This window comes from Streptomyces sp. GQ60 (assembly GCF_059758875.1).
Genome location: NZ_JCAXEG010000028.1, coordinates 39,636 through 56,301, shown reverse-complemented (window position 1 = coordinate 56,301; position 16,666 = coordinate 39,636). Strand labels below are relative to the sequence as shown.

At 73.0% G+C, this 16,666-nt stretch carries 16 protein-coding genes and 1 pseudogene; 10 read left to right on the top strand and 7 right to left on the bottom strand.

Going from position 1 to position 16,666, the window contains the following annotated elements:
* Positions 1 to 116 precede the first annotated feature (116 nt).
* From AC6CKD_RS35725 to AC6CKD_RS35715, 3 genes are all read right to left on the bottom strand, one after another.
* Positions 117 to 3,053: a helix-turn-helix transcriptional regulator gene (locus AC6CKD_RS35725; protein WP_498333256.1), complete on the bottom strand. Its 2,937-nt coding sequence runs from the start codon at positions 3,051 to 3,053 to the stop codon at positions 117 to 119.
* A gap of 94 nt (positions 3,054 to 3,147) precedes the next feature.
* Entirely contained in the window at positions 3,148 to 4,005 is an 858-nt protein-coding gene (gene bdeA / locus AC6CKD_RS35720) for a bis(hydroxyethyl) terephthalate hydrolase (RefSeq protein WP_498333259.1), read from the bottom strand.
* A gap of 329 nt (positions 4,006 to 4,334) precedes the next feature.
* Positions 4,335 to 5,522 carry a PucR family transcriptional regulator gene (locus AC6CKD_RS35715; protein WP_498333254.1) on the bottom strand — a complete coding sequence of 396 codons (1,188 nt, stop codon included), beginning with the start codon at positions 5,520 to 5,522 and terminating at the stop codon, positions 4,335 to 4,337.
* Between the two features lie 145 nt (positions 5,523 to 5,667).
* On the opposite strand from AC6CKD_RS35715, the gene AC6CKD_RS35710 reads away from it, so the two are divergent.
* From AC6CKD_RS35710 to AC6CKD_RS35680, 7 genes are all read left to right on the top strand, one after another.
* The gene (locus AC6CKD_RS35710; RefSeq protein ID WP_498333257.1) at positions 5,668 to 6,507 is read left to right on the top strand and encodes an ABC transporter ATP-binding protein; all 840 of its coding nucleotides are present in this window, start codon (positions 5,668 to 5,670) and stop codon (positions 6,505 to 6,507) included.
* Positions 6,504 to 7,295: an ABC transporter ATP-binding protein gene (locus AC6CKD_RS35705; RefSeq protein WP_422517888.1), complete on the top strand. Its 792-nt coding sequence runs from the start codon at positions 6,504 to 6,506 to the stop codon at positions 7,293 to 7,295. The genes AC6CKD_RS35710 and AC6CKD_RS35705 overlap by 4 nt, the downstream gene beginning before the upstream one ends.
* Positions 7,292 to 8,182 carry a branched-chain amino acid ABC transporter permease gene (locus AC6CKD_RS35700; protein WP_498333252.1) on the top strand — a complete coding sequence of 297 codons (891 nt, stop codon included), beginning with the start codon at positions 7,292 to 7,294 and terminating at the stop codon, positions 8,180 to 8,182. Before AC6CKD_RS35705 ends, AC6CKD_RS35700 begins: the two co-directional genes overlap by 4 nt.
* Positions 8,175 to 9,311 carry a branched-chain amino acid ABC transporter permease gene (locus tag AC6CKD_RS35695; protein WP_498333250.1) on the top strand — a complete coding sequence of 379 codons (1,137 nt, stop codon included), beginning with the start codon at positions 8,175 to 8,177 and terminating at the stop codon, positions 9,309 to 9,311. Before AC6CKD_RS35700 ends, AC6CKD_RS35695 begins: the two co-directional genes overlap by 8 nt.
* On the top strand, positions 9,308 to 10,576 hold the full coding sequence (locus AC6CKD_RS35690) for an ABC transporter substrate-binding protein (RefSeq protein WP_498333248.1): 1,269 nt from the start codon (positions 9,308 to 9,310) through the stop codon (positions 10,574 to 10,576). Before AC6CKD_RS35695 ends, AC6CKD_RS35690 begins: the two co-directional genes overlap by 4 nt.
* Before the next feature lie 202 nt (positions 10,577 to 10,778).
* Complete coding sequence (locus AC6CKD_RS35685) at positions 10,779 to 10,982, top strand: hypothetical protein (RefSeq protein WP_498333246.1); 204 nt, start codon at positions 10,779 to 10,781, stop codon at positions 10,980 to 10,982.
* On the top strand, positions 10,972 to 11,634 hold the full coding sequence (locus AC6CKD_RS35680) for a hypothetical protein (protein WP_498333245.1): 663 nt from the start codon (positions 10,972 to 10,974) through the stop codon (positions 11,632 to 11,634). Before AC6CKD_RS35685 ends, AC6CKD_RS35680 begins: the two co-directional genes overlap by 11 nt.
* A gap of 57 nt (positions 11,635 to 11,691) precedes the next feature.
* On the opposite strand, the gene AC6CKD_RS35675 is transcribed toward AC6CKD_RS35680, so the two are convergent.
* Positions 11,692 to 12,480, bottom strand: a complete 789-nt coding sequence (locus AC6CKD_RS35675) for a GNAT family N-acetyltransferase (protein ID WP_498333243.1) — start codon at positions 12,478 to 12,480, stop codon at positions 11,692 to 11,694.
* A 228-nt stretch (positions 12,481 to 12,708) separates the two neighbouring features.
* Entirely contained in the window at positions 12,709 to 12,912 is a 204-nt protein-coding gene (locus tag AC6CKD_RS35670) for a cold-shock protein (RefSeq protein ID WP_389699500.1), read from the bottom strand.
* 236 nt (positions 12,913 to 13,148) lie between these two features.
* Between AC6CKD_RS35670 and AC6CKD_RS35665 the strand changes: the two genes are divergently transcribed.
* Positions 13,149 to 13,541: a TOBE domain-containing protein gene (locus AC6CKD_RS35665; RefSeq protein ID WP_498333241.1), complete on the top strand. Its 393-nt coding sequence runs from the start codon at positions 13,149 to 13,151 to the stop codon at positions 13,539 to 13,541.
* A 5-nt stretch (positions 13,542 to 13,546) separates the two neighbouring features.
* Positions 13,547 to 14,336, top strand: a pseudogene (locus tag AC6CKD_RS35660) (sulfite exporter TauE/SafE family protein).
* 91 nt (positions 14,337 to 14,427) lie between these two features.
* On the opposite strand, the gene AC6CKD_RS35655 reads toward AC6CKD_RS35660, so the two are convergent.
* Together AC6CKD_RS35655 and AC6CKD_RS35650 are read right to left on the bottom strand one after the other, a co-directional pair.
* Positions 14,428 to 15,027, bottom strand: coding sequence for an HAAS signaling domain-containing protein (locus AC6CKD_RS35655; RefSeq protein WP_498333239.1), 600 nt, complete (start codon positions 15,025 to 15,027; stop codon positions 14,428 to 14,430).
* On the bottom strand, positions 15,024 to 15,398 hold the full coding sequence (locus tag AC6CKD_RS35650) for a PadR family transcriptional regulator (RefSeq protein ID WP_498333238.1): 375 nt from the start codon (positions 15,396 to 15,398) through the stop codon (positions 15,024 to 15,026). The genes AC6CKD_RS35655 and AC6CKD_RS35650 overlap by 4 nt, the downstream gene beginning before the upstream one ends.
* A 242-nt stretch (positions 15,399 to 15,640) precedes the next feature.
* Between AC6CKD_RS35650 and AC6CKD_RS35645 the strand changes: the two genes are divergently transcribed.
* Positions 15,641 to 16,651: an AraC-like ligand-binding domain-containing protein gene (locus AC6CKD_RS35645; protein WP_498333236.1), complete on the top strand. Its 1,011-nt coding sequence runs from the start codon at positions 15,641 to 15,643 to the stop codon at positions 16,649 to 16,651.
* Positions 16,652 to 16,666: the final 15 nt, after the last annotated feature.

The window sequence follows — 16,666 nt, the reverse complement described above, 5'->3', positions numbered from 1 at the left end:
ACCGCGGGGACACGAAAACGCTCGGCCGGACCTTCCGGCCGAGCGTTTTTGCGTGCGTGCGTGCTTACGTTGCCTACGTGCGGTCGCGGGCCCTGAGTCGCGCGGGTACGGCCCCCTCAGAGCTGTGCGCCCTCCCTTTCGGCCCGGTCCACCAGCCGTGAGAGCTCCGTACGGGAACGCACGCCGAGCAGGGCGAAGACGTTGCGCAGGTGGTGGTCCACGGTGCGCGGGCTGACGGAGAGGCTCAGTGCCACCTCCCGGTTGGTGGCACCCTCGGCGACACAGCGCGCGATGCGCAACTGCTGCGGCGTCAGCAGGGACAGCCCACCCGCCGGTACGGGGGCGGGCGCGTCACCGGTGGCCCGCAGTTCGGCGCGGGTCTGCTCGGCCCAGGCCGGGGCCCCGCAGCGCTCGAAGGAGACCAACGCGTCCCGCAGCCGGTTCTTCGCCTCCGCCGGACGGCGCCTGCGGCGCAGCCACTTCCCGTACAGCAACTGGGTGCGGGCCCGTTCGAAGTCTCCGTGCACCTTCTCGTGCCGGGTCAGTGCCAGGGCGTAGAGCGCGTCGGCGCTGTCGTCCGGCGGGGCCACCAGGGCCCGGCACCGGGCCAACTGGGCCGGCGCCTGCGGGTCGGCGCCCTGGGCGGTCCAGAGGGCGAACTCCTCGACGGCCGCCCGCGCTTCCGCCGAAGCCCCGGACAGCACGGCGGCTTCGACGAAGCAGGGCAGGGCGAGCATGCGGACGGCGAAGTGGCCGCGCCCCGGCCCCGGCCGGGTCAGCGGGCCGAGCCGGGCGGCGGCCTCGAAGGGGCGCCCGCGGCACAGGTCGGCGCGAGCCGAGGCCCATTCGGCCAGGGTGACGGCCTGCAGGAGCCCGTGTGGGCGCGCGATCTCCACGGCGGCTCCGGCGTGCGCGGCGACGGCTGCCGCGTCCTCGACCGAGGCGACCAGGGCCAGGATCGCGTGCTGTCCGGCGGCCACGTTGCGCTGGCCGGCCCGGTGGGCGGCGCGGAGGCCTTCCTGCGCGTGGGCCCGGGCCCGTGCGTGCTGACCGGCCCGCAGTTCGGCGTAGGCGAGGTGTTCGAGGATCCGTGGAGTGAGGGAGGCCAGCCCCCGCGACCGGGACACGGCCAGGGCCCGCGCGTTGGCCCGGCACGCCGCCGCGATGTCGCCGAGCACCAGCGCGGCGACCCCGGCCCGCAGTAGGCGGGTGGGGTCGTCGTCGTCCCGCGCACGGTCGAGCACCCGGCGCAGCGGCGACTCTGCCTCGGCCAGGTGTCCGCGGAGCGCCGTGCGCAGGCCCGACCGGTAGTCGCGCCGCGGATCCTGCGGAGACGAAGACGAAGGCGAAGGCGAAGGCGAAGGCGGCGTAGGGGCCGAAGGGGCCGAAGGGGCCGAAGGCGACTGGGCCCGGGGGCCCGGCCGTACGGACGGCACGCGCCGGACCCGCGCGTACGGGTCGGCCGGCGGCGCCGCCGCGCGGGCGACGGCGGGGTCCTCCGGCGGAGCCGCGAGCGGAGAGGGAAGCGGGGCCTCGGCGAGGGCGGCGAGGCAGGCTTCGGCGTCGCCGGCGGCCCACGCCGCGTCCATGGCCTCCATCCTGGCTTCCAGAGCCGCCTCCGCGTCGGACGGGTCGAGGCGCTCCGCGGCCATGAGCAGGGCCTGGTAGGCGTCGCCGACCGGCCCGTCCCGCAGGGCGAGGCTGCCCCGGACCAGTTCCGTGCGGCCGTGCACCGTGTCGGGGGAGGCGCCCTCCCGGGTGGCCGCCAGCAGCCGGTGCGCCCTACGGGGATGTCCCGCCAGGCGGGCGTAGTCCGCCGCGGCGGTCAGGTGTGCGGTACGGGCCTCCTCGTGGCCGCTCAGTTCCGCGGCCCTGGACAGGGCGGCCGAGCGCTCCATGCCGGACGTGGGCGTGCCGGGAGCGGCGGCCGCGACGAGGCCGGCTGCGAGATCGGCGTCGGGGCCGTGCGCGGCCAGGGCGAGGTGGAGCAGGTGGCGCAGCCGGTGGCGGTCGGCGTCGATGACCGAGGCGAGCAGGGCGTGAGCGGCCCGGCGCTGCGACGACGGAGCGCCGGTGTAGACGGTACGCCGGAGCAGGGAGCCCGGGAAGGTGATGCGGTCCCCGTCGTGGTGCACCAGCCTCGCCGCCTCGGCGGGGTCCAGCGCGGCCTGGCACAGTCCGGCCTTCCGGGCGGCGCGCAGGACCAGGGAGGCGTCCGCGCCCGCCGTGTCGGGATCGGGCTCGTGCGCGGCCGCCGCCAGGAGCAGCAGCTGTCGTGTGGGTGGCGGTAGCGGGGCGAGGCGGCTGCCGAAGGTGGCCCACAGGGCGCCGCCGTCCACGAGCGGGCGGGGCAGCGGCTGACGGCCACCGAGCTGATCCGGCGTCAGGCGCAGGGCCAGGGCCGAGAGAACGGCCGGGTTCCCCTCGGCCTCGGACAGCAATTCCGCTCGTACGGCGGGGTCCAAGGCCCCGCAGGTGAGATCGCGCAGGAGGGCGGTCGCCGCACTGTCGTCGAGGGGGCCGAGGCGGACCACGGGCAGCCCCGTGAACTCCGGCTCCTCCGAAAGGTGTTCCGCCGCCGAGAGCAGGAGTCCGATCGGGTGCGCCGGGTCGGGGTGCCGCGCGGCGGCGCCGAGAACGGCCCGCGAGGGCGCGTCCCACAGGTGTACGTCGTCCACGCAGACGAGCAGCGGCTCCCTTCCGGGGAGGTGCTGCCGCAGCAGTTCCAGCATCTCGGCCGGCCGGTCCGCTCCGCACGAGGCCCGCGGCGGAGCGGCGCCCCGCTCCGCGGCCGCCGCGCACAGGAGCGCGTCCATGCCGCCGTAGGGGCGGGGCTCGCGGGGGAGCGGCCGGGGGAGCAGGACGGTCCCGATCGTGAACTCCCGGGCGGCCGCGGCCAGTACGGAGCTCCGGCCCAGTCCAGGCTCCGCCACGAGCAGCAGGGTTCCGCCGTGCCGGGCCGCGAGTCGGCCCGACAGGGCGGCCGTAGCTGCCAGTTCGGTCGTCCGGCCGTATATCCGGCAAGGACTCTCCACGGTCGTCTGTCCGGTCACGCCGGTGAGGTTACTGCGCTGTAAACAGCGGCGGAACCCCGGGCGCGGCCGGTGGTGGGGGCCCGAGTGTGCCTCCGCCACCGGCCGGGGCGGATCAGGAGGTGTGGGGGCAGGTGCCCCGGTACTCCTCGATGGTCAGGCTGGGGCTCGGCAGCGGGCAGAGGAACTGCTCGTAGCGGGTGTCGTTGTCCATGAACCGCTTCAGCCAGGCGACGCTGTACTTGGCGATGGTGGTGTCCGAGGTGTTCGGAGTGAAGTGCGAGGCGTTGTTCAGCTCCAGGTACGCCTTGTCGAGCGAGCTCGGCATGCTCGCGTAGAAGGGCTCGGAGTGCGTGGCGACGGGAGCGATCGAGTCGCCGTCGGCCCCGATGACCAGGGTCGGTGTCTGGATCTCCGGCCAGGACTTGTCGAGGTTCCAGCCGGTGAGCGGGATCGCCGCCTGCAGCGAAGGACGGCTTTTGGCGGCCTCCAGTGTGCCGCCACCGCCCATGGAATGGCCCATCACTCCGAGCCGGCTGCTGTCGATCCGGGTGCGGACGGTGCTGCGCTGTGTCAAGTAGTCGAGAGCGGAAAGCAGTTGGCGGCCTCTGCTCTCGGGCTGGTCGAGGGTGGTGAGCGTGTCGATGGTCAGGACGACGAAGCCCTGGGACGCCAGTCGCGGGCCGAGCCAGGCGATGGACGACTGGCTGGCGGTGTAGCCGGGTGAGATCGCGATGGCGCCGAAGGTTCCGTCCGCGGTGGACGTGGGGTAGTAGATGGTGCCGCCGCCGAAGCCGCTGACCAGCAGGGAGGAGACGCTGGTCTGCGACACCGCGTAGGAACCGCGGGCGGCCTCGATGCTCGACGTGGTCGGTGCGGGTCCCCGCTCGTACGGGTTGACCGCGGCCTGTGCTCCGGAGGCGGTGAACGTGGCGACCGCGCCGACGGTCACGAACGCCGCCAGTGCGGCCACGAGCGTACGGAGCCGCGTCCCCCCGGCGCCGACGGGGCCGGCCGACCGGCGCTTCGTACCGGCTCCCTCCTCGCCGGAGTGGGCCCGCTGGGTGTTCTCGGTGTGTAGCTGCTGCACGACGGAGTCGTCCTCTCGGTCGTGGCGGAGCCGCCCCGGAGGCCGGCCCGTCCCCGGCTCCGTGCCGAGGGCCGTGCCGCCCGCCGTGTGTCCCGCCGCTTTCGCTGGCCGGACCACTGTCACGGCGTACCCCGCGGTCGCACATCGGCGGAACCACCGGTCTCGCCGACGGGCGGGCGCGCGCCGGGAGGCCGGTGGTGGGCGTCGTCGGGTCAGCCGCCCGACAGCCGGTACGCGTCGCGCGCCAGGGTCAGCGCGATCAGGTCCCGGGGCCGGGACAGGGACTTCGACGTCAGGTGCTCCAGGCGGCGCAGCCGGTTGAAGACCGTGTTCCGGTGGCAGTACAGGCGGCTCGCCGCGCGGCCCGCCGAACCCTCCGCCGACAGCCAGGCGTCGAGGGTCTCCAGCAGCATCGCCCGGTCCGCCGGGTCCAGTTCCAGCAGGGGGCCGAGCACCGCCTGGACCAGCTCGGCCGACAGCTCGGGCTGGCGCACCACCAGGGCCGTCGGCAGCCGGTCGGTCAGCCGCACCAGCACCCGTTCGTCCTGCCCGCAGGTCCGCAGCGCCGTCTCCGCCAGCCGCCGGGCCCGGCCCAGTTCGGCCAGTCCGTCCACCACGGGGCTGATTCCGCCCGGCCCGGGGCAGCGGTCCGCGAGCTCCGCCGCCAGATCGGCCGGCGAGGAGTCGCCCAGCGCCACCACGGCCAGCTCCCGCTCCGTGCGCATCCGCCAGAACAGCCGCATCCCGCCCGCCGCCACCACCCGGTGCACCGAGTCGCCCCGGTCGGCCGGCAGCACCACCACCGCGTACCGCCCCTGCTCCGGCAGGTCCAGGGCGAGTGCCACCTGCGCGGCCAGGGCGGGCGCGCTGTCTCCCTCCAGCAGGGCGTCCAGCAGGGCCTGGACCCGCTCGTCGCTGCGCCGGCGCATCTCCACCTCCGCGGTGCGGTACGCCTCCGCGGTCGCGGCCGCCTGCTGCTCGATCCCCGCCCACATGGCCCCGGCCGCGCGGGCCAGGACGGGCAGCGCCTCCGGATCCTTCTCGGTGACGATGTCCAGCAGCGCGTCCCAGGTGAGCCGGCCCGCCCTGCGGTACGCGTAGAGCAGGAGGTCCAGCGGCAGCCCCTGCTCGGCCCGCCGGCGGCCCAGCTCCTCGGCGTACGCGAGGTCCTTGCGCGGGCCGGACCGGGGTGCGGCGAAGGCCTCGATCCCGTAGTGCATGGCCTCGCTGACCTGTTGCCAGTGCTCGTCCCGCGGCACGGCCAGGTCGAACAGCGGCGAGTGCTTCGCCAGATCCCTGATGAGCTGGTCGGTGAGTCCGGGAATGTCGGCGATCAGTACGTCCGCCGCCGACACCAGGACCGACCACTCCTGTTCCGTGCGCGTTCTGCGTCCACCCATGGCCGCTGAGGATGTCACCCCCGCTCCGCCACCGTAAGAGGCGCGCGCGACAGGTCTGTGCGCGTGCACAGCACGCCCCTGTCCGGGCTGGTCATCGGCAGCGATTCCGCATCCGCCGGTGGACGCCCGCCCCGGCCCGGTGCTGATGTGTGCGCCAGCACAAGGCCGCCCAGAGGAAGGAGAGGACGTGGGTTCGCTACAAGTGCGTGCACTGTCCATCGGCTACGGGCCGGTCCGGGCACTGCGCTCCGCATCGCTCGACGTGCCCGCCGGCGCGGTGGTCGTCGTACTCGGCGGGAACGGCGCCGGGAAGTCGACGCTGCTGCGCGCCGTGTCCCGGACGCTCGGATTTCACCGGGGAGCCGTCACGAGCGGGAGCATCACCTTCGACGGTAAGCCGCTGGACGGGCTCACCCCGGACCGGGTCGTCGCCGCCGGTGTGGTGCAAGTACCCGAAGGACGCAAGGTTTTCACCCGGATGACCGTCGCGGACAACCTCCGTGCCGGCGCCCTGGGCGGCCGCGCGGGATCCCGCGCCGATACGGCCCGCTCGCTGGCCCGGGTGCACGAGCTGTTTCCCGTACTGGCCCAGCGGGCGCGGCAGCGGGCCGGACTGCTGTCCGGCGGAGAACAGCAGATGCTGGCCCTGGGCCGGGCTCTGATGGCCCGCCCGCGCCTGCTGCTGCTCGACGAACCCACCCTCGGGCTCGCACCCAAGATGGCCGCCACCATCGCCGAGACCATCACCGAGATCAACGCCTCGGGCGCCTCGGTGCTCCTCGTCGAGCAGAACGCCGCCCTGGCGCTGAGGCTCTCCTCGCACGCCTACGTGCTGGAGGTAGGAGAGGTGACCCTCGACGGTCCGGCCGCGGAGCTGGCCGCCTCGGACGAGGTACGACGCCGCTACCTCGGCATCACCGACGAGACCGCACCCGGGCCGGCCACCGCCGGGACGGTCCGGGAACTGCGCAGGTGGTCGGCGTGAACGCGAACGCCTCCCCTCCGCCGCTCACCGTCACCGACGTCACCGTCCGCTTCTCCGGCCTGACCGCGCTCGACTCGGTCTCGTTCACGGTGGATCCCGGCAGCGTCCACGCCGTCATCGGACCGAACGGAGCGGGCAAGTCCACCTGCTTCAACGTGCTGTCCGGGGTCTACCGGGCCACCGGCGGAAGCGTCCGGTTCGGCGCCGCCGAGCTCACCGGCCTCGCCCCGCACGCCGTGGCGGCCCTCGGTATCGCCCGCACCTTCCAGAACCTGGCGCTGCCCCCGCACACCACCGTCGCCGACAGCCTCCTGCTGGGGCGCCACCGGCTGATGCGGACCGGCTTCCTGGCCGCCGGGCTGCGGCTGCCCGCCGCCGCGCGCGAGGACCGCCGGCACCGCGAACGGGTCCGGGAGATCGCCGAGTTCGTCGGGCTGGAGGGCGACCTCGCGGCGCCCGCCGGCTCGCTCCCGTACGGCAAGCAGAAGCTCGTCGAGCTGGCCCGGGCCCTGTGCATGGAGCCCCGGCTGCTGCTCCTCGACGAACCCGTCGCCGGCATGACCGCCGACGAGAGGCAGCGCACGGCCGCCGTCATCGCGGGCGTCCGGGACGGCCTCGGCATTTCGATCGTGCTGGTGGAACACGACATGGGGGTGGTGATGCGGCTCGCGGACGCGGTGACCGTACTCGACTTCGGCAGGCGCATCGGCGGCGGGACTCCCGCCCAGGTGCAGAACGATCCCGCGGTGGTCCGCGCGTATCTGGGAGAGGAGGAGCCGGCCGCATGACCACGTTCCTCGAACTGCTCCTCGGCGGGCTCTCCATGGGCTCCGTCTACGCGCTGATCGCCCTCGGCTTCGTGGTGATCTTCAAGGCCACCGAAGTGGTCAACTTCGCGCACGCCTCCCTGCTGCTGGCCGGCGGGTACGTCACCGCGACCCTGCACGAGGAGCTCGGATTCTGGGGCGCGCTCCTGGCAGGCGCCCTCTCGGCGGCCGCCGTCGGGGCGGCGATCGAGTTCCTGGTGATGCGGCGCTACCGGGGCCAGGACCAGAGCGTGCTGGCCATCGTCACCATCGGCGTCGACATCCTCCTGATCACCGACCTCACCCGGCGCCTCGGCACCGACGTCCTCTCGCTCGGCGATCCGTGGGGTGACCGGGTGGTCCACCTCGGCGCGGTCACGGTGCCCCAGACCCGGATCGCCGCCATCCTCGCCGCCGGCCTGCTGATCACGGTGTTCCTGCTCGTGTTCCGGCACACCTCCTGGGGCGTGGCCATGCGCGCCGCCGCCGAGCAGCCGGAGACGGCCGCGCTGATGGGCGTACGGCTGGGACGGGTCTCGCTCGCCGCCTGGGCCGTGGCCGGGTCGCTGGCCGCCGTCGCCGCGCTCTTCCTGACCGTCTTCCCCACACCCGGCCTGGAGCGGGCCACGTCCCTCGCCGCACTGAAGGCCTTCCCGGCCGCGATCCTCGGCGGTCTCGACTCCACCTCCGGCGCACTGGCCGGCGGCCTGATCGTGGGAGTCACCGAGGCGATGGCCACCGGCTATCAGGGCCAATTGACCTTCCTCGGCCGAGGCATCGGCGACCTGGCCCCGTACCTGGTGATGGTCGCGGTCCTGCTGATCCGTCCCGCCGGACTCTTCGGCACGAAGGAGCTCGCCCGTGTCTGACACCCGCAGCCCCGTGCTGCCACCCGAGGCCGCCGTCCCGGTGGCGGCCACCCGGCCGCGGCTGCTGAGCGCCCGAAACGCGGCGGCGGCGGCCGCCGTCCTGGTGCTCCTCGCCCTGCCGTTCTACCTCGACCGCTTCTGGCTGCAGGCCGGGCTGTTCGCCATCGCCGCCGCCATCGGGGCCATCGGGCTCAACCTGCTCACCGGAGCCACCGGCCAGCTGTCGATGGGTCACGCCTTCTTCCTCGCCGTCGGCGCCTACGGGTACTGCGCGCTCGCCGGAGACGGCAGCACGGCGGGCAGCCACACGCTGGTCGGACTGGGCCTGCCCAGCTGGCTCGCCGCGGTCCTGGCCGTCGCCCTCGCCGGAGCGGCGGGCGGCATCTTCAGCCCCATCGCCGGCCGCCTGCGCGGCGCGTACCTCGGCATCGCCACGCTCGCGCTGATCTTCATCGGCCAGCACGTGCTGTTCAACGCCACCAGCGTCACCGGCGGGTTCAACGGGCGGGAAGTGGAGCCGCTGTCCCTCTTCGGCTTCACCTTCGACGACACCGAGACCGTCATCGCCGCCGTCCCCTTCCAGTCCGCCGAGAAGCTCTGGTACGTCGCCCTCGCCGCCCTCCTCTGCGGCGCCCTGTTCGCGCGCGGCGTCCTGCGGGGCCGGCCCGGCAGGGCCATGAACGCCCTGCGCGACCACAGCATCGCCGCCGGGGTCATGGGAGTACCCGTCGCCCGGTACCGGGCGGCCGTCTTCGTCCTGTCGTCCATGTACGCGGGGCTCGCCGGCGTCCTGCTCGCCCTGGTCTTCCAGCGCACCGTGCCCGACTACTTCGGCATGGTGCTGTCCCTGGAGTACCTCGCCATGATCGTGATCGGCGGCCTCGGCACCGTGTCGGGCGCCGTCGTGGGCGCCGTCTTCGTCTCCCTCCTGCCCCAACTCCTCACCCGCTACAGCGACGCCCTCCCGCTCGTGTCCGCCCCCGGAACGGGCGGGGTCTCGCCGGGCGAGGCCTCCCGCTACCTGTACGGAGCGGCCGTCGTCGTGGCCGTCCTCTTCCTGCCCGGCGGTCTCACCGGCATCACCCGGATCATCCGCACCCGCACCACACCCTCGAAGGAGCGAACGTGAACAGAAGAAGGCACGCCGCCGCGGTCCTGGCGGCCGCACTCGTCCTGACCGGCGCCGCCGGGTGCAGCGGCAAGGCCAAGCCCGCGGGCGAGGGCGGGGACAAGCCCGCCGCGGGCGGGGTCAAGGCCGGAGCCGGGGTGAGCGACAAGAGCATCAAGCTCGGCGCGCTCACCGACATGACCGGCGTCTACGCCTCCCTCGGCAAGAGCGTCACCCAGGCCCAGCAGCTGTGGGTCAAGCAGACCAACGCGGCGGGCGGCATCTGCGGCCGCACCATCGAACTGACGGTGCGCGACCACGGCTACGACCCGCAGAAGGCCCTCGCCGCCTACACCGAGCTGGAGCCCACGGTGCTGGGCTTCGCCCAGTTCATCGGCTCCCCGTTCGTCGCCGCCGTCAAGCAGCGGATCGACGGTCAGGACAAGGGACTGGTCATCCCGCAGGCCTGGTCCGCCTCGCTCCTCGGCAGTCCGTACATCCGTACGGTGGGTGCGACGTACGACGTGGAGACGATCAACGCCGTCGGCTTCCTCCTCGACCAGAAGCGGATCGCCTCGGGCGACAAGATCGGGCACGTCTACTTCGAGGGCGACTACGGCGAGAACGCGCTGACCGGTGCCAAGGCCATCGCGGCGGAGGCCGGGCTGACCGTCGTCGAGCAGAAGATCAAGCCGACCGACAACGACATGACGGCCCAGGTGGCCGCGCTGAAGCAGGCCGGGGTCAAGGCCGTGGTCGTCAGCGCCGGCCCCCGCCAGGCCGCCTCGCTCGTCGGGGTCGCCGCGGCGGGCGGCTGGGGCGTGCCGATCGTGGGCAACAACTCGGCCTTCGCACCGCAGCTCCTGGCCACCCCGGCGGGCGCGGCCCTGCAGAAGGACTACTACGTCGCCTCCTCCGCCCTGCCGATCGGCTCGACCGAGGCCGGCCCGGCCGCTCTGGCCGCCGCCTACAAGGCGGAGTACCCGGACTCAGGCCTGGACAACGGCGTGGTGGCCGGCTTCACAGCCGGAGCCCTGGTCGGAGAGGTCCTGAAGAAGGCCTGCGCCGACAAGGACCTGACGCGCGAGGGCGTCCGGGCCGCGCTGCTGAGTCTGAAGTCGTACGAGAACGGATTCGGCATCACCCACGACTTCTCGGACCCGAAGGCCCCCTCCACCCGGCAGAGCGTGATCCTGAAGCCCGACGCGACGGTCCCGGGCGGCATGAAGGTGGTGAAGGAGGCCACCGCGGCACCCGCCGCGACGAAGTTCACGCCCGCTCCCTGAGCTGAGCAGCGGGCAGGAGACGGACGGTGCCGCCCCGACCCGTGTCGGGGCGGCACCGGCGTGATCCTCACCGGGCGGCCCCGCCCGCCCGGTCCGGGTACGTCCGGGAGGTTAGGCATCTCCCGATGAAACGGTTGAGGCGGTTCCGGCCAAGTACTGGATGAGGGGGCCGTCCGGGTTCCCCGTCCAGGGGAGGAACCAGGTGCTCAGCCCACGACACGAGTCCGGCCCGCCGGGTCTGGCCACACCTGAGGGATTCGGGGCGTTCTACAAGGCACACGTCGACGCCGTGGACCTCGCCGCGCTCGAGGAAGGCATCGACGCCGAGCGAGCTTTCGGACAACTGGCCGAGCGCCACGCAGTCCTGCCACCGGAGGCCGGTTGGAGGCATCCCGATGAGCGATAGGCCCAGTGGTTTCGAGGAGCGCCTCAAGGCGGCGCTCATGGCCCGCCTCCCGGAGGTGCCGCCCACGCCTCCCACCCGATCCCTCGCCCGGCGGTACGGCATTCCCGTCGCCGCGGGCGTCGCGACGACGGCGGTCGTCGCCGTGATGGCGCTGCCCGGCGGGACCCACAACGGCTCCCGGCCCGCCGGCGACCCCACCGGGTCACCGGGTCCCTCGGCCACGGAGGAGCTCGAGATCAAGCGGGACCCCGGCGGCTCGCTCCGGTTCGATCTGCCCGAGAACCACCAGGTCCCCGGGCTCGTGGCGCGGCTGAAGGCTGTGGGAGTGCACGTCGCCCTGGTCCCGTCGCGGCCGCGGTCCCAGTGCTCCGAGCCGGGAGGCGGGTACCGCGGTCCGCAGGCCGACCCCGAGGCCGAGATCCTGCAGCGCGGCGGCGGCAGCAGCGGTGGCGGCTTCGGCCTGAAGGTCGACGCGAAGACGGTCCCGCCGGGCTACACGCTCACGTTCCGGTGGTCGGACCACCACCCGCCGGGCGAGCGGGGGACCGGCTTCGGAGTGATCGAGACGTCCAAGGTCCCGTCCTGCTCGATCGACTACTCCGAGGGACCGGAGGAACTGCTGAAATCCCGCTCCGCCAGCCCCGCACCGTAGGGACGGAAACCGACTCCGGGGACAACCGGGGTCGGACGGCAGCGACCTGCCGGTTCCTTACGCGCGCGCCGTGAAGGCCGCTTCGGTGAACTCCGTGACCTCGGTGAAGCCGAGCCGGCGGTAGAGGCGGACGGCGGTGGCATTGTCCGCACGGACGTTCAGCCCTATGTGGTCCACGGTCTGTGCCAGCCGCCGGCACAGCTCGGCCACACAGGCGCCGCCGGCGCCCTGTCCGCGTACCCGCGGATGCGTGGTGACGTTCCCGATCGCGGCGACCCGGTACGCGGCCGAGTGGACGTGTACGCCCGCCACGGCGACGAGCTGCCCTTCCTGCCGGATACCGACGTACTGCCCGGTGTCGAGCATGCGGTGGTCGAACCAGTTGCCCGGGTACGCCTGCTCGAACAGTTCGAGCAGCTCCGGGAGATCGTCCCGGCTGAGCGGGGCGGGCCGCCACGGTCCGGCGGGGTACCGGTCGGCCGTGCCGGGCTCGGTCAGCGCCATCCGGAGCAGGGTGCCGTGAGACTGCACGGCGTACGCGGATTCCAGTACCTTCGCGGCGTTTCCGGTCAGGTGCCCGAGGAAGCGCCGGGGGAGTACGGGCAGCAGTGCCTCGGCCAGCTCCTCCAGCGCGGCCGCTTGCCCGGGGCGGGTGAAGCCCAGGAGCGTCGGGACGTCGCCGACGGCGTACAGCAGGGCTACCGGCCCGTCCTGAGACAGGGTGTACCAGCTGGTGTGGGGCCACGGCAGGTCGTCGAGGTCGCCGAGTTCCATCAGGTTCATGACCGGATCCCGTTCGAAGCGGGCGGCCAGGGCTGATCGGTCGTGAAGGCTGTGCAGAATCACCCGCACAGAGTACGTCGGGGCCCTGTCCGGTTCGACGGCGAGGTGGGCTCCGGAGGGCTGTTGACGGCGGCGCCCACGTGGAAAACGCACCGAGGGCGGGCCCGGGCGGGCGGTCCGGGCGGGCCCGGCGGCCTCGGGCGGCCGGCCTCGGACGCGGCCGGGGCCGCATGTCAGCGGACGCAGCGACGCCCCGCACCGAAACGGTGCGGGGCGTCATGCTGCTACGGCTCAGACGGGACGGATGTCCTCGGCCTGCGGGCCCTTCTGGCCCTGGGTGACCTGGAACTCGACCTTCTGGCCCTCCTGGAGCTCACGGAAGCCCTGGGCGTTGATGTTGGAGTAGTGGGCGAAGACGTCGGGGCCGCCGCCGTCCTGCTCGATGAAGCCGAAGCCCTTTTCCGAGTTGAACCACTTCACAGTTCCGGTGGCCATCTTTGCTCCCTGTCGGGGACGAGGGTCCTCCCTGTGAGGACCCTTGGGTGTGGGTTGCCTGCCCTGGTCCTCCGACGCTTGGTGAAGCGGTACTTCGGACGCACGACTGCCGATCACGAGGCATGATCTACCCACTTGCACGAGGAGGGCAAACCGATGATCGTTTTGCCCCGGTACCGGACGTATCCCGAGGGCGGTCTACAGGCCCGTGACCCGCTGCCTCTAGGGTAGTGCTCATGGAGCCGTACACGATGGGGCAGGCCGCCGAGCTGCTGGGCGTGAGCGTGGACACGGTGCGACGATGGGCGGACGCCGACCGCTTCCCCACCCACCGGCAGGGCAACCGGCGCATCGTGGAGGGTCCCGACCTGGCCGCGTTCTGCGTGGAGGTCGCCCATGAGCGCGCCGATGACGAGGACGTCCCGTACACCTCGGCGCGCAACGCGTTCCCGGGGATCGTGACCGCGATCAAGCTGGGCGGTGTCTCGGCGCAGGTGGAGGTCCAGGCGGGCCCGCACCGGGTGGTCTCGCTGCTGACCCGGGAGGCGGTCGAAGAACTCGGCCTGGAGGCGGGCGTGACCGTCACCGCCCGGGTGAAATCGACCAGCGTGCACGTCGAACGCGGCTGAACGTCTTGGATTGGTGGGTGGGCCTGGCCGGTCTGGCCACCGGCCTGCTGATCGCCGTGATCACCGCACCGGTCGGCGTCTCCGGGGCGGTGTTCCTGTTGCCCGTGCAGCTGAGCGTGTTCGCGGTCCCGAGCCCGGCGGTCACACCGACCAACCTGCTCTACAACGTCGTCGCCGGTCCCGGCGCGCTCCTGCGCCACCACCGCACCGGCACCCTGCACGGGCCGCTGGTGCGCCGACTGGTCCTCGGCACCCTGCCCGGCGTCGTCATCGGCGCCGTCATCCGGGTGTTCGCGATCCCGGGCCCGGCCGTCTTCAAAGCCCTGGTGGCCGGTTTCCTGCCACCCCCTCGGACTGTGGCTGATCACCCGCACGCTCCTGCCGTCCCGCCGGTCCGGGCCGCCTCGCGACGCGCTGTCGCCGCGCTCGGTGACCGGCCTGGCCCTGGCCGTCGGCGTGGTCGGCGGGATCTACGGCATCGGCGGCGGCTCCCTCCTCGGCCCCATCCTCGTCGGCCGCGGCACGCCCGTCGCCCAAGTCGCCCCGGCGGCCCTGGCCTCCACCTTCGCCACCTCCGTGGCCGGCGCCTCCACCTTCGCCCTGCTGGCGCTCTCCGGGGCCGGCGGCATCGCGCCGGACTGGTTCCTCGGCCTGGCCTGCGGAACCGGGGGACTCATCGGCGGCTACCTCGGCGCCCGCCTCCAGCCCCACCTGCCCGAGAAGGCCCTCCGGCTCCTCCTGGGCGCACTGGCCACCGGAGTCGGCACGCTGTACGCCGCCCAGTCCCTCACCTGACCGGGCTCCTCGCCTCCGGTCCGCCTCACTCGTGGATGAGGTCGAACGTGCGGCCGAGCCGCGGCGCGTTGACACGCACTCGACCGACGTCTCAGGCGCGGCGGACGCGCCAGAGCCAGGCTGCCGTGCCGGCCAGCAGGGCGAGCGCCGCCAGGTTGGCCAGGTTGGCCGGGGTGTCGCCCGCCGGGGCGGCGCCGGACCACTTCCAGATGCTGATGGCGGCGGTCGGAAGGACCGCGGTGAGCAGGACGCCGGTGGTCTTCTGGACCGAGGTCCAGTGCACCGACGTGCAGAGGAGCACCGCGCCGACGACACGGAACAAGGTGCTGCAGAACCCCGCGGCGGGTGTGTAGGGCAAGACCGCGGCGACGAGGAAGGGGAGGGTGAGCATCACGAGCGGGACCAGGGGGTGCACCTTGCCGCGCGTGACGCGTGCGTCCGCGCCGCTCCGAGCCGAGGCCCCGGCTGCCACGCCGCCCGCTTCGGCCAGGGCCGTCGCCGCGATCGTACGGGGGTCCCCCAGCTCCGCCAGGACCTCGCCGAGCGCGACGTGGGGACGCTCGGCGCGCGTCACCTCGATGTGTTCGGCGAGGTCGGCGAGGAGTTCCTGGCGCCGGTCGGCGGGCAACGCCCAGGCCTCGCGCTCGACGGCGGAGAGGTAGTCGCGTACGGGGTCGGCCGAGGTCTTCATGCGGGGTCTCCGGTGGAGTGGTGCGGGGCGGCGAGGAAATCGTCGACGGCGTTGCGGAAGCCGGGCCAGACGCGGGTGAACTCGTCGAGTGCGGCGCGGCCGCTGCCGGTGAGCGCGTAATAGCGGCGGGGCGGCCCGGAGGCGGACTCCTGCCAGGTGGTGGTGACCAGGTCGTCGCGGCGCAGCCGGGAGAGCAACGGGTAGACCGTCCCCTGGCTGGTGGCCAAGGTGCCGGAATCCTCCAGGGCGTGGAGGAGTTCCACGCCGTAGCGGGGCCGGTCCCGCATCAGGGCGAGTACGCAGTACTCCAGGACGCCTTTGCGCAGCTGGGCGGCTGCCCGGGCCTGCTTGGTCGAATCACCTGGTTCCATGCGATGCAAGATACCTGGTGAGGCAACCCGCTGAGCAAGGGGGGCGCACGACGCCGCGACGGACGGACGACGGACGGACATGCGCGAAGGACCACAAGCTCACCGAACGAGGACGGCGGCCGCGGATCCTCACCGGAATCAGGTGGCTGATACTTGATCGCGCGACGGTGGGGTGAAGCACGGTTGCGGGGCAACGGGCAAGGGACTGGCTCCCTGCCAGGTCAAAGGGTGTGGGTGATCGCATGGGCTCGTCGATGGCGTCGGAAGCCGTCGTGGCGCGTGAGGACAGGTTCGATTGGTTCTGCGAGGCGGTGTCCACCGAAGTGATGCCCGTCATGCTCAGCACCCGGCATGCGGCCGACTTCCGCGCGAAGATGACGGACCTGGATCTCGGCGCGGTGCGGCTCTCCTCCGTGGCGTGCTCACCCGTGCTCTCGCGCCGTTCCATGGCCCACATCCGGCGTGGTGATCCCGAGCACTTGCAGCTGGCCCTCATCACACAAGGGGACTTCAGGATCTCTCAGCGGGGCAGTGATGCGGTGGTCGCGGGGGGACTCGTCCTCACGGACACGTCACGGCCGAGCGAAGGGGCCTGCACAGGCGGGCAGATCGAGGCGATCGTGCTGCAAATCCCCCGTCCGGCCCTGGCGCTGCGCCCGAACCGGGTCGACCGCCTCCTCGCACGGAGCCTGGCCGCGGACACGGGGTCGGGGGCGATCCTTGCCGACTTCATGAAGACGCTGCTCGCACACGGTCCGCGCTGCGGCCCGGACGAGCTGCGCGGGATGGGGTCCATCGCCCTCGACTTGGCCACCGCGTGTCTCGCGCAGCAGCTCGGCGACCTTGGCGAGGCACCTGCCGAGGTGCGCGCGCAGGAGACTCTGCAGCGGATCCACCGCTTCATCGAGCACAACCTCGGCGACCCGGGCCTGACTCCTCAAGTGATCGCCGATCGGCACAGCATGTCCCTGCGAGGTCTTTACGCGCTCTTCGCCGACCAGCGCCTGGGCATCGCGGCACGCATCCGCGAAAGCCGGCTGGAACGGGCCCGTGCCGACCTCGCGAACGGGGAGCTGAGCGGTCAGCCCGTTCAAGCGATCGCGGCTCGCTGGGGATTCTCCAGCGCCACCGCGTTCAGCAGGGCATTCCGTGAAGCCTACGGAATCACCCCTACCGAACACCGGGCGTCGTCTCCGACCACCCCGGCGCGCGCTCTCCCGGGCTCGTGGGAGCCCGCGGAGTTCTCGGCGTGACGGTCTGCCGAGCCC

Bases quoted from the DNA above. Each gene is read 5' to 3' on its own strand.
- AC6CKD_RS35715 (WP_498333254.1), bottom strand. From the start codon at position 5,522: ATGGGTGGACGCAGAACGCGCACGGAACAGGAGTGGTCGGTCCTGGTG.
- AC6CKD_RS35710 (WP_498333257.1), top strand. From the start codon at position 5,668: ATGTGTGCGCCAGCACAAGGCCGCCCAGAGGAAGGAGAGGACGTGGGT.
- AC6CKD_RS35700 (WP_498333252.1), top strand. From the start codon at position 7,292: ATGACCACGTTCCTCGAACTGCTCCTCGGCGGGCTCTCCATGGGCTCC.
- AC6CKD_RS35680 (WP_498333245.1), top strand. From the start codon at position 10,972: ATGAGCGATAGGCCCAGTGGTTTCGAGGAGCGCCTCAAGGCGGCGCTC.
- AC6CKD_RS35670 (WP_389699500.1), bottom strand. From the start codon at position 12,912: ATGGCCACCGGAACTGTGAAGTGGTTCAACTCGGAAAAGGGCTTCGGC.
- AC6CKD_RS35665 (WP_498333241.1), top strand. From the start codon at position 13,149: ATGGAGCCGTACACGATGGGGCAGGCCGCCGAGCTGCTGGGCGTGAGC.
- AC6CKD_RS35655 (WP_498333239.1), bottom strand. From the start codon at position 15,027: ATGAAGACCTCGGCCGACCCCGTACGCGACTACCTCTCCGCCGTCGAG.
- AC6CKD_RS35650 (WP_498333238.1), bottom strand. From the start codon at position 15,398: ATGGAACCAGGTGATTCGACCAAGCAGGCCCGGGCAGCCGCCCAGCTG.
- AC6CKD_RS35645 (WP_498333236.1), top strand. From the start codon at position 15,641: ATGGGCTCGTCGATGGCGTCGGAAGCCGTCGTGGCGCGTGAGGACAGG.